Origin of the sequence: uncultured Winogradskyella sp., from assembly GCF_937958655.1 — a bacterium.
In the GTDB taxonomy this organism is placed as follows: Bacteria; Bacteroidota; Bacteroidia; order Flavobacteriales; family Flavobacteriaceae; genus Winogradskyella.
In genome coordinates this window covers 19,138-31,104 of sequence record NZ_CALGNH010000042.1, presented here as the reverse complement: position 1 = coordinate 31,104, position 11,967 = coordinate 19,138, and the positions used below count along the sequence as shown (strand labels likewise).

The following is an 11,967-nucleotide window of genomic DNA, read 5'->3' as shown; positions in this document are numbered from 1 at the left end:
AATAGGTAAAACAATTAAAGGTATACATGAGTTTAATGATCCTAAACTAGCATTAAAAAATGCCAAAGGTATTTTTACTGGTGGTGGTAATACCTTTGTTTTGGTAAATCAACTTTATAAAAATGATATTCTGGGAGCTATTAAAGAGGCTGTAATTAGCGGTATACCCTATTTAGGCACAAGTGCCGGAAGTAATATTTGCGGACTTACTATGAATACAACTAATGATATGCCCATCGTTTATCCGCCAAGTTTTAAAACTCTAGGATTAGTCCCTTTTAATATTAACCCACATTACCTAGACCCAGATCCTAGCAGTACGCATATGGGAGAAACAAGAGAAACTAGAATTAAAGAATTTCATGCCTACAATACACCACCTGTAATTGGCTTAAGAGAAGGCAGTTGGATTGATGTAAAAGACAACACCATTTCACTAAAAGGTAGTTTAACCGCACGAGTTTTTGAATATAATAAAACACCTTACGAGATACCTGCTAACTCAGATTTAGGATTTTTAAAATAAGCTAAATATTTTTATAGAAGTGGTAGCCCCAAATTTCGAAACCTTCGTTATAATAGAATTTATGTGAAGGGTAATTTTGCACATAAGTATTTAGTTCTATAGAATTACAACCCTTTTCTTTTACGTAGTTATTAACCCAATCCATAAACGATTTACCCAAACCATTGTTTCTGTATTCTGGTTTTATATACACATGGTCTAACTCAACAGAACGACCAGCATAATGGCGTGTACAAAACCATAGTCCGCAAACACCTATCGGTTTTTCATTATAAATTATAACGGCACATTCATAATTTTGAGTTTTCATTTCTTCAAAACGAGATTGTAATAAAGATAGCGCTACCTTACCATTATTCAACTCAAAAACCAACGGAATTACAGTATCTAAATTGTGGTTAGATAGTATTTTAAACTGATAGCTCATTACTCTAAATATTAATTGAAGATTAAAACTTGGATAAAGTTAATAACTTAAGTGATGACTTTTAGGTAAAAAATGTGTCAAACTTTTGTAAATTTAGCCAACTAAGACAATCACTATTATGAGAAGAGGTAATTTTAAAATTAGAATTTTTATTTTCATAGCTATAGCCGCATTCGCCTATCTAAGAAAATGCAGCCAAGAAGAAGTAAACCCTTACACAGGTAAAAAACAAGCTATTTCATTATCACCTGAGCAAGAAATTGCAATAGGTTTACAAAGTGCACCTGGTATGGCACAGCAACATGGTGGCCTGCATCCAAACAACGAATACCAGTCCATAGTTGACAATGTTGGCAACAAACTTGTAAATAGTAGCATAGCTAAAAACACACCGTATAAATATGACTTTCACCTGCTTGCAGATGACAGAACCATTAATGCCTTTGCATTACCTGGCGGGCAGTGTTTTATCACCTTTGCTTTATTTAAACAATTACAAAATGAAGATCAATTGGCTGGTGTTTTAGGGCACGAAATTGGACATGTTTTAGGAAAACATTCTAACGAGCGTATAACCAATTCTAAATTTTGGCAAACGCTTGCAATGGGAGGTGCTGCCATAGACATAGGCGGTGTTGCACAGCAAATTGGCCAAGGGCAACTCTTAAAAAACGGTAGAGGTGACGAGTTAGAAAGTGATGAATTAGGTGTGCACTTTATGATAGATGCAGGCTACAATCCCGAAGAAATGATTGGTGTTATGCAGATTTTAAAGGCTGCTGCTGGTCCTAATAGAGTCCCTGAGTTTCAAAGTACGCATCCAGACCCAGAAAACCGTATCGAAAAAATAAAAGAAGCGATTAGAAGCTACAGAACAAAAAAAGCATCCTAGACTAAAAGGATGCTTTTCAATTAACTAACTCAAATAAATTGCCTTAATTAGACAGTTTTCTTTTTAAAGCGTTTCAAAAATTGTGCCGCAGCTGTAGCTTTAGATTTTTCGGCATGTCTCAAAGGAGAATAGCCTTTATCACATAAGGTATGAACGTCTGATCCTGCTGTGATCAAAATTTTAATAAGCTCAACACGGTTATACTTGGCTGCATAATGTATAGGCTGCATACCGTTAGACTTTGCATTAACATCTGCACCTTGTTTTATAAGTGTTTTTACTAACTCAGTGTTACCCGTTGCTACTGCCTTACATAAGGGGCTTACCTCTGCCTTATAGGCTATTTCTGCTTCTGTAACTAAAACTGAATAGCCATTAGAAGCTTCTAAGTTTGAGATTGATAAGCCTAAAGCTAAGACTAAGATTACTGCTGATTTTTTCATGATGAAAGATTTTAAATTAAATTGATTGTTGTTTTTTGATTACAGTATAAAGACGATAAAACTTTAGAAGTGTTACATGAAAATTACGATATAACATATATTTAACATATTGAAAACAAACACCTTAAGTCCTAAACAAAAAATAAATAGCGCTTAGAAATCAAACTCCAAAACTAATGAAGTCGTTTAAATTCATTTTTTTAAGTGCATACGCATTACGCTATAAATACCATTATCTTATATTTGAGCCTTTAAACAGAGTTACATGAATAAAAAAGTCATTTTAATGATCTTGGACGGTTGGGGAACATCACCAGATCCAAAAGTTTCAGCAATAGATAACGCTAACACGCCTTATATAGACGCTTTATATACTAAATACCCAAATGCGAGTTTAAGAACCGATGGCCTTCATGTTGGGTTACCAGAAGGGCAAATGGGAAATAGCGAAGTAGGCCACATGAACCTTGGAGCCGGGAGAATTGTATACCAGGATTTAGCAAAAATAAATCTGGCAGTTGAAAAGAATACCCTTAAAGAAGAAAAAGCACTTAAAGCCGCTTTCGATTATGCAAAAACTAACAAAAAATCCATTCATTTATTAGGCTTGGTGAGTGATGGTGGTGTACACTCTCATATTAATCATCTCTATGGAATTTTAGAAGCAATGGAGGATGTTGGTTTAAAGGATGTTTTTGTGCATGCCTTTACAGATGGTAGAGATGTTGATCCAAAATCTGGTTATGGATTTATTTCAGAATTACAAGAACAGTTAGATAAAACCGCAGGTAAACTAGCAACAGTAACAGGACGCTATTATGCCATGGATAGAGATAAACGTTGGGAGCGTGTTAAATTAGCTTATGATGCTGTTGTTAATGGCAAAGGCACAAACACCAAAAACGTTTTAAAATCCATTCAAAAAAATTATGAAGAAGATATTACAGACGAATTTATAAAACCTCTGGTTATGGTAGACGATAATGAGCGCCCTGTAGCTACTATTAAAAAAGATGATGTGGTTATCTTTTTTAATTTTAGAACAGATCGTGGTCGCCAACTTACGCAAGCATTATCTCAAGACGATTTTCATGAATTTAACATGCATAAATTGGACTTACACTATGTAACTATGACTAATTATGACGATAGTTTTAAAGGGATTAATGTTGTATTTAATAAAGACAACTTATCTGAAACACTAGGTGAAGTTTTAGCTAATCACAATAAAAAACAAATAAGAATTGCTGAGACCGAAAAATATCCACATGTTACGTTCTTCTTTTCTGGTGGGCAAGAAGCACCCTTTAAAGGTGAAACTAGAATTTTAAGAAACTCACCAAAAGTAGCGACTTATGATCTACAACCAGAAATGAGTGCGTTTGAGCTCAAAGATGCCTTGATTACTGAATTAAACAAAGGTGAGGTGGACTTTGTATGCCTAAATTTTGCCAATGGAGATATGGTTGGTCATACAGGTGTTATGGAGGCTGCAATAAAAGCCTGCGAAGCTGTTGACCAATGTGTTGAAGAGGTCATAACTTCAGCTCTAAAAAATGACTATACTACAATTTTAATAGCCGATCATGGAAATTGTGAAACTATGATTAATCCAGATGGCTCACCAAACACAGCACATACCACAAACCCAGTACCTATACTATTAATTGATAAAGACTTAAAAGCTATTAAAAATGGTATTCTTGGAGATATAGCACCTACCGTGTTAAAACTTATAGGAATTCCACAACCCAAAGCAATGACTCAACATTCGCTTGTATAGACGCCTTAATGTCGTAACTTTGTGGTGTAATTAATTAAAAATGAATTTTCAAGATAAATTACTAATTGCAGTTGATTTTGATGGTACCATCGTTGAGGATGCTTATCCAAAAATTGGTAAAACCAGAATTTTTGCATTCGAAACCTTAAAACGATTGCAGCAAGAAGGACACAGACTTATCCTATGGACGTATAGAAGTGGTTCTAAATTGCAAGAAGCTGTTGATTTTTGCAAGGAGAATGGCATAGAATTCTATGCTATAAATGCGAGCTTCCCAGAAGAAAAGTTTGATTATAGCCGTAGTCGAAAAATAAATGCAGATTTATTTATTGATGATCGTAACATCGGTGGCATACTAGGATGGGGAGAAGTTTATCAACTCATAACTAAAGAGCAACCTAATATCCCTTCACCAAAAAAGAAATGGTGGCCATTCTAAATTTAGAAAAGCGATCTTTATTATCAAATTAATCGTACTATGATTATAACAAAAACAAGTGAAGAAATTGAGTTAATGCGCCAAAGTGCACTAATCGTTTCTAAAACTCTAGGCATGTTAGCTAAAGAAGTTAAAGAAGGTGTTACCACCAACCACTTAGATACTGTAGCGGAAGAGTTTATAAGAGATCATGGCGCACTACCTGGATTTAAAGGGCTTTACGATTGTCCTTCAACATTACTTTGCAGTGTAAACGAAGCGGTAGTACACGGATTACCTACAGACGTACCATTAAAAGACGGAGACATTGTTTCTATAGATTGTGGTGCTTTAATGAACGATTTTTACGGCGACCATGCTTATACGTTTGAGATTGGTAACGTTGATGAAGGCACAAAAAAACTAATTAAAACTACTAAAGAATCCTTATACGTTGGCATAAAACAATTAAAAGTGGGCAACAGGGTTGGTGATGTTGGGTATGCCATACAACAATACTGCGAAGCTGAGGGCTATGGAGTGGTTAGGGAATTGGTTGGTCATGGCCTGGGGCGTAAAATGCACGAAGATCCAGAAATGCCAAATTATGGCAGACGTGGCAGAGGCAAAAAATTTATAGAAGGTATGGTTGTTGCCATAGAGCCTATGATAAATATGGGAACACATAAAGTGAAGCAACTTAAAGATGGATGGACAATTGTAACCCTAGACGGCAAGCCAAGTGTACATTTTGAACACGATATAGCTATAGTTAATGGACAACCAGAAATACTATCTACGTTTGCCTATGTGCATGAGGCCTTAGGAATAACTTCTAATGAAGAAGATGAATTTAGGCGAGATGCTCTGGTGTTATAGTTTAACTGACACTAATTTCACTAATTTACACTAATACGATTCAGTTTAACATGTCTAAACTCATACATAAAGACGAAGCCTATTTTGTTATTGGTTTATGTATGGAAATACATAATACGCTTGGTAAAGGTTTTAGCGAATCGGTTTATGCTGAATCTCTAGAAATTGAATTAAAAGAAAATGGAGTTCCTTATTCGAGAGAAACTAAATTTAACATTATTTATAAAAACCATTTATTAAGCAGAAAGTATGTAGCAGATTTTGTTATTGATAATAAAATAATTCTTGAACTAAAAGCGGTTGAATACATAAGTAAAAGTCACGTAAAACAGACCTTAAATTATTTAGCTGTGAGTAAACTAAAGTTAGGAATCATAATTAATTTTGGTGAAGACAGCCTAAGTTATAAAAGAGTAGTTTTGTGAACATTAGTGGTAATTAGTGTAATTCGTGTCCCATTGAAAAATCTATTTAAAATACTTTTGAACATAATTCCGAGACCTTTGCTCATAAGGTTAAGCTATGTAGTTAGACCTATACTAGCTTTATTTCTTAGAGGTAAAAACTACACAGACCCAATAGATGGCAAGAGTTTTAGAACCTTTCTGCCTTATGGCTACGGAACACAAAGACCAAACATTCTTTCTCCTTCAACCCTTTCCTTAGAACGTCACCGCTTACTTTGGTTATATCTCAAAAATGAAACTAACTTTTTTTCTGAACATTTAAAAGTTTTGCATTTTGCACCCGAACAGTGTTTTTTAAATCGATTTAGAAAACTTAACAATTTAGACTATACCACCACGGACTTATTGTCACCAATTGCCGATGTAAAAGCTGATATTTGTAATCTTCCATTTGAAGACAATAGTTATGACGTTATTCTATGCAATCATGTTTTAGAACATATCCCAGATGACACTATGGCAATGCAAGAATTATATCGTGTTATGAAAGCAGGTGGTTATGGTATTTTTCAAATTCCACAAGATTTAAATCGTGATACTACTTTTGAAGACGATAGCATAACCGACAAAGCAGAGCGTGCTAAAATCTTTGGACAGTACGACCATGTGCGTATTTACGGACGAGATTATTTTAACAAATTACGCAGTATTGGTTTTAAAGTTGAAGAAGTGGATTATACCTCTCAATTCTCAATTGAAGAGATTGATACATACCGTTTGGCTAAAGGTGAAATTATTCCTGTGGTTAGAAAAATCAACTAAAAAATGACAACACAAATTTTTATAAGTACTGGTGCTTTATTTGGCATGTTGGCTATAATTTTTGGCGCCTTTGGTGCACACGCCTTAAAAAAAATCTTAACCGAAGAACAGCTTAATAGTTTTGAAACGGGAATAAAATATCAAATGTATCATGCTATACTACTCCTTATTCTTGGTTTCAATATAGCATACACCTCTAAGGCCATGTATTGGTGCTTTACAATTGGTGTTATTTTATTTTCATTTAGCATTTATGGCTTGGTATTGAGCGATGCTAAAGGCAAAAAACTAAAAGTTTTAGGCCCAATTACACCCATTGGCGGTTTGCTAATGGTTATCGGTTGGCTTCTATTACTTAGTAAAGCATTGTAAATCGATCGGATTTTGCTTATAGTACGCTCTTAAAAAATAAAAGAGAAGCCCTCAATTAGACCTCCCTTTCATCACCCTTAAAATTTAATTAATAGCCATTTGTATTAATCTCAGGTGTATCTATCAAATAGTTTTTAAAGTTTTCATCTGGTATATTAATTATTGAACTATTAGCTGTTTGGGACTCATCATCTTTTTCACAAGATGAAATGATTGAGATTATTACTAGTAATGCTAATAATTTAGTTTTCATAATAAAGGAGTTTTTGGATGCAAAAAATGTAGGTTAAATTGATTATTATTTAGAGCTAAAAAGAGCAATAGCATAACTCTTTCTAGCGCTTCTAAATCTTTACTGTTTAACAAAACGCTTTATAGAAATATTACCGTTTTCGTCTTTTACTTTTATGAGATAGACACCGTTATTAAGCTCAGAAATATTTATAGATTTTGATGAAATTTGTAGCACTTCTTTACCTAAAATCGAATAGATAACTGCATTTTTAAACTCAAACTTCGTTTCTATATTAATAAATGATGATGTTGGGTTTGGGTATATTATTAGGTCATTAACAGCATCAAACTCTTCTACACTTAACAAAGTACAAGCTGTAGTAAATACATTAGCAGCATCTCTTTGCGAAAATGTATTGTTGGCATAAGCGACATTATCGACTGCAACACAGCTGAGGTTTGGTGTTAACTGGCTATTATAATTAAATTGAGCAATATTAGAATTATTTCCGTTAGAAATATCCATAGCTAAAAGACTAGGACAATCTCTCACATATACGCTTGTTAAGTTAGTTTGTAATGTCAAATCTAAATACTCAATATTAGTTCCTGAGAGATTTACAAACGTTAAGGCTAAGTTATTTGAGAAATCTACATTTGTAGTAATACATTCTGCACAACCATAAAATTCTAAATTGGGATAGTCAGCAGGATTAAAGGCTACTAAATTAGTGGCATCAGTTATAGACACTAGTGTTAAACTATTGTTATTTGGATCTGGAAGCACCATATTATCTAAATTAAATGCTTCTTCATATGAGAAATATTCTAAACTTGAATTATTAAATAAATTTATACTTGTCGCAGGATTAGAATCTGCAACTAAGCCGACAGCGTTAGTAAATGCTTCAATACCTGTCCAATCTGAAACACTAAAAGGATCTATGTAACCTGTAAAACTATTAGCTTCCGTTACTTGTATTTCGTTATCTCCATTGGTATTTATAGCAGTATTACCTACTAAATAGCTTTTAAAATCAGCATCTGGTATGGTAACAATTGGTGGGTTATTTTCATTGGATAAAGCTGTTATTTCAGCCTGAGTGATAACTCTATCATATACTTTTAAATTATCTATGGCGCCTTGAAAATTACTAACACAACAATTTTCAGGTTTATTTACAAACATGGATGTATTTGCACTTGTAATCATAGGATTATTAGAAGTTAATAAACCATTTGTTGTATCTGAAGCGTCAAATGCACCATCAACATAAACCTTAGCGGTATAACCAGTTACCGATGGAGATATGGTTTCTGGTTCTACGGTAACAACAATATGGCGCCAATTATTATCAGAAATATTTATAGTACTTTCTGCAAACGCAGAATTTGATGATCCGTCTTCTCTTAAAATTACACGAATACCACCACTATTATTGTGTAATATGACTATTCCTCCTTGACTGAAATTACCAGAATTAGAGTTATTTAGTTTAGAAATAATAAAATCTCCAGAACCAACTCCTGAAACATTAGCCTTAAACCAGAAACTAAAAGTATAGGTTTGAAAAATAGTATCAAAGTTTCCTGCGTCAAATGATGTTGTAGCTACATTTAGCGCACTAGATGCCATATTTGTGATGTCTGACACAAACGTATAGTTGGTGTTATCTGGCACTAAATCTCCTGTTCCGGGATTTACAACATTTTCTAATGTATTATTGTTAAAATTGTAAAATTTAACATAATCCGTTGATCCTTGAGACCAACTTAAGGTAGTTACTAAAACTAACAGGTAGAGTAATTTTGTTTTCATAATAAATTTGGTTTTATAATTATGAAAACAAAAATGCCATTAAACACTAGTGCATTTAATAGTAAACTTCTGAAACAGGTGTTTCAGTTTTTAAAGCTTAAATATTTTGTACTATGGCTAAAAACTCGTCTTTTTTATCATTAGAAATCGACACTGCTTTAGCGTTTTCCATAACAATATAACCACCGTCTTTTTTAACGTACTCTTTTATAAACGACAAATTAATTAGGAAAGAACGATGTGGTCGGTAAAAGGTTTTTACGTTTTGTAAAGTTTCAACAAAAAACTTTAAAGGCTTGCTAACTAAAATTTCGCCTTCTAAGGTAGTAGATACTTTTGTGTACATACCATCAGCCTCTAACATTATAATATCTGAAAAATTTACAAACTTAATTCCATTACTGTTAGGTAAACCAATTTTTTTGAAATGAGCATCTTCTAGGCTACTTTTTAACTCTGCCAAACGCTGGTTTATTTGTGTATTACCTAAAAATTTTATGGCTTTATCTACCGCTTCCTTAACTTGGCTAGGACGTACTGGTTTTAATAAATAATCTATAGCCGATAACTGAAAGGCTTGTATGGCGTACTCACTGTAAGCTGTGGTAAATATAATCTCAAAATTATGAACTTCTTTTTCTATAAAGTTTAAAATTTCTAAGCCAGAATGCTCTGGCATTTCAATATCTAAAAATACAATATTTGGCGCTTCTTTTTTTATAAGTTCTACACCAGACAAGAGGTTATCGGCTTGTAAAATACTTGTTATTTTTGCGCAATTTTCTTCAACCAATATCTGCAGTACTTGTCTTGCTTTTTTTTCGTCATCTATAATTAATGCTTTCATAACTCAATTATCTGCTTAGTATTGGTATATTTAAAATGACCTTAGTGCCTTTAGCGATATCGTTGTCTTTTAAATCTATAATTGCTACACCTATTTTTCGTTCTTTTCCATAGTTAAGTAAATCTAATCGTTCTGTAGTAGCTTTAAGTGCAAAAGATTTGTGTTGTTGCTGACGTTTGGTATTTATTGCTTTAGATTTCTCTCTCCCAATACCATTGTCTTCTATAACACACTCTATTACTTTTTCTGACGTTTTTGTTATGGTAATACTCAGTGCTCTATTGTCTTTTTTATGCAACAAACCATGCTTTAATGCGTTCTCAACATAAGGTTGAATGAGCATTGTAGGTATCTTTACGGCTTCGGAATTTGCATTAGTATCTATACTGAAATTGTACGTTAACGCTTCTTCAAAACGTAGCTTTTCTAATTCTAAATACAGTTTTAAATTGTGCACTTCTTCTGGTATAGAAATAAAGCCTGTATCGCTAAAATGAAGATAATTACGTATTAAATCTGCAAACTTACCTAAATAGTCACTTGCTAAATTCTTTTGATTTAGCACAATATAATCTTGTATAGAATTTAAGGCATTGAATATAAAATGCGGATTCATTTGTGCCTTTAAAGCTTTGAGTTCGCTGTCCTTGTATTGCTTCTCTAATGCTAAGCGCTTTTGGGTTTCATTTAACTCTAAGGTTATAAGTTCTGCTTTCTTTTTAGCTTTAAATTTGCTGTAGTAAAACAAACCTGCTGTTAATAGCAAACCCAATATAATCAATGTACTGTAGAGTAGGTTTTTATTCTTTGCAATTTCTAATTGTGAAATTTTGAGCTGCTGCTGTGCTATGTTTTTTTCGCGTTCTTTTTTTTCGGTTTCATAGGCTACTTCAAAGTCTGCTATGGCTTTTTGTCTTTCTTCACCAATTAGGCTATCCCTTAAAAATTTTTCTTTTTCTGAATAATAAAGTGCTTTTTTATAGTCTCCCTTTTTTTCATATAATTTTAATAAGGCATTGTAGTTCCCTTTTATATTTAAGGCAAAAGCATTTTTATCCTTTAAAAGATCCTGTTCAATTTTTAACAATAGTTCCTCAGCTTTATTGTAATCTTTTAAATTAATTAGCGTGTTAGATATGTTAGTTTGTGTAGCACTTATCCTGGCCTTGTCGCCAAACTCTTCAAAAATGGGTAAAGCCTTTTTATAATAACTATAACTTAATTTTAATTTTCCTGCCTTTGTATATATACTCCCTAGCACGTCGTAAACCATACCTTTCATGTACTTATTTTCTGCTAGTTCTTCGGCTTGCTTTGCATAATTTAGGGCTTTTATATTGTCGTCTTTATAAAGGTAAACTCCTGCAAGCATAAAGCATACCTCAGATAAAAATGTTTTATCGTTTTTAATCTTTGGGTTGTTGAAAAGCTCTAAAGACAACTCCTCCGCTTTGTCAAAATCTTGAATAGCAAGATATAACCCAACCATATTAAATTTTGTAATATTGACTTCACTTTTTTCCTCGGGTAAGGAATTCTCGTATTCTAATATTTCGTTATAGGTTTTAATAGCGTTTACATAATCCGCAGTAGATTCGTAATTAGTCACTAAAGCACTTTTAGAGGCGTACTCTTGCTTTTTATCATTAAGCTTTTTACCTATTTTAATCGCTTTGTTTAGATAATTGTTAGACGAATCCATATTACCTTTGATTTGATAATACTTACCATATTCACCTAACCAGACACCTTTGTATTTTTCGTTAGACTGTGCAACCGTTTCTAAGCCTTTTTTTATAAGGTATAGGTGGATTTCTGGGTTTTGGTATCGGTAAGATTTTGTAGCGATTTTGTACAAGGTTTTATGTAGTATGCTATCTACTTTAATATTTTCTAAAACTCTATTTATACTATCTAGCTGTGCTTTTTGGCTTTGGACAAATGAGAATACAGTTATAAAAACAAATAGTAAGGTGTATGTTCTTTTTTGCATGATCATAATGTAATCTATGCAAGATGGTAAAATCTAAGGAAATCTAAAGGAAAAGATTTCTAAAAAGCTAATATTGATTTCTAAAAGAAAAAAAGCCACACCAAA

The 11,967-nt window shown here is 33.1% G+C and carries 14 protein-coding genes; 8 read left to right on the top strand and 6 right to left on the bottom strand.

All coding sequences use genetic code 11. The features are described from left to right. Nucleotides 1-526: dipeptidase PepE (gene pepE, locus Q0800_RS09145; RefSeq protein ID WP_299129047.1), on the top strand; the 526-nt coding region annotated here is incomplete at its 5' end. 1 nt (nt 527) lies between these two features. Here pepE and Q0800_RS09140 read toward each other — a convergent pair. Next, entirely contained in the window at nt 528-953 is a 426-nt protein-coding gene (locus tag Q0800_RS09140; protein ID WP_299129045.1) for a GNAT family N-acetyltransferase, read from the bottom strand. Between the two features lie 118 nt (nt 954-1,071). Between Q0800_RS09140 and Q0800_RS09135 the strand changes: the two genes are divergently transcribed. Further along, complete coding sequence (locus Q0800_RS09135) at nt 1,072-1,845, top strand: M48 family metalloprotease (RefSeq protein WP_299129044.1); 774 nt, start codon at nt 1,072-1,074, stop codon at nt 1,843-1,845. A 47-nt stretch (nt 1,846-1,892) separates the two neighbouring features. Here Q0800_RS09135 and Q0800_RS09130 read toward each other — a convergent pair whose 3' ends face one another. Continuing rightward, nucleotides 1,893-2,288 carry an ankyrin repeat domain-containing protein gene (locus Q0800_RS09130; RefSeq protein ID WP_299129043.1) on the bottom strand — a complete coding sequence of 132 codons (396 nt, stop codon included), beginning with the start codon at nt 2,286-2,288 and terminating at the stop codon, nt 1,893-1,895. A gap of 265 nt (nt 2,289-2,553) precedes the next feature. On the opposite strand from Q0800_RS09130, the gene gpmI reads away from it, so the two are divergent. Genes gpmI through Q0800_RS09100 form a run of 6 tightly spaced genes read left to right on the top strand, consistent with a single transcriptional unit; the run spans nt 2,554 to nt 6,969 of the window. Beyond that, nucleotides 2,554-4,071 carry a 2,3-bisphosphoglycerate-independent phosphoglycerate mutase gene (gene gpmI, locus Q0800_RS09125; RefSeq protein ID WP_299129042.1) on the top strand — a complete coding sequence of 506 codons (1,518 nt, stop codon included), beginning with the start codon at nt 2,554-2,556 and terminating at the stop codon, nt 4,069-4,071. A gap of 40 nt (nt 4,072-4,111) precedes the next feature. Next, entirely contained in the window at nt 4,112-4,510 is a 399-nt protein-coding gene (locus Q0800_RS09120) for a BT0820 family HAD-type phosphatase (protein ID WP_299129041.1), read from the top strand. 39 nt (nt 4,511-4,549) lie between these two features. Beyond that, on the top strand, nt 4,550-5,368 hold the full coding sequence (gene map / locus Q0800_RS09115) for a type I methionyl aminopeptidase (RefSeq protein ID WP_299129040.1): 819 nt from the start codon (nt 4,550-4,552) through the stop codon (nt 5,366-5,368). Between the two features lie 50 nt (nt 5,369-5,418). After that, the gene (locus tag Q0800_RS09110; protein WP_299129039.1) at nt 5,419-5,793 is read left to right on the top strand and encodes a GxxExxY protein; all 375 of its coding nucleotides are present in this window, start codon (nt 5,419-5,421) and stop codon (nt 5,791-5,793) included. Between the two features lie 33 nt (nt 5,794-5,826). Then, entirely contained in the window at nt 5,827-6,597 is a 771-nt protein-coding gene (locus Q0800_RS09105; RefSeq protein ID WP_299129038.1) for a class I SAM-dependent methyltransferase, read from the top strand. A gap of 3 nt (nt 6,598-6,600) precedes the next feature. Beyond that, nucleotides 6,601-6,969 carry a DUF423 domain-containing protein gene (locus Q0800_RS09100; RefSeq protein ID WP_299129037.1) on the top strand — a complete coding sequence of 123 codons (369 nt, stop codon included), beginning with the start codon at nt 6,601-6,603 and terminating at the stop codon, nt 6,967-6,969. Between the two features lie 88 nt (nt 6,970-7,057). Here the strand turns inward: Q0800_RS09100 and Q0800_RS09095 are convergent, their stop codons facing one another. The 4 genes from Q0800_RS09095 to Q0800_RS09080 all read right to left on the bottom strand — a co-directional run bounded on the left by Q0800_RS09095 (nt 7,058) and on the right by Q0800_RS09080 (nt 11,862). Next, nucleotides 7,058-7,222 (bottom strand): hypothetical protein, encoded by a 165-nt coding sequence (locus tag Q0800_RS09095; RefSeq protein WP_299129036.1) that lies wholly within the window; start codon nt 7,220-7,222, stop codon nt 7,058-7,060. 99 nt (nt 7,223-7,321) lie between these two features. Further along, nucleotides 7,322-9,022 (bottom strand): LamG-like jellyroll fold domain-containing protein, encoded by a 1,701-nt coding sequence (locus Q0800_RS09090; RefSeq protein WP_299129034.1) that lies wholly within the window; start codon nt 9,020-9,022, stop codon nt 7,322-7,324. A gap of 97 nt (nt 9,023-9,119) precedes the next feature. Continuing rightward, nucleotides 9,120-9,869, bottom strand: a complete 750-nt coding sequence (locus Q0800_RS09085; protein WP_299129032.1) for a LytTR family DNA-binding domain-containing protein — start codon at nt 9,867-9,869, stop codon at nt 9,120-9,122. 7 nt (nt 9,870-9,876) lie between these two features. Next, nucleotides 9,877-11,862, bottom strand: a complete 1,986-nt coding sequence (locus Q0800_RS09080; RefSeq protein ID WP_299129030.1) for a histidine kinase — start codon at nt 11,860-11,862, stop codon at nt 9,877-9,879. Between the last annotated feature and the right edge of the window lie 105 nt (nt 11,863-11,967).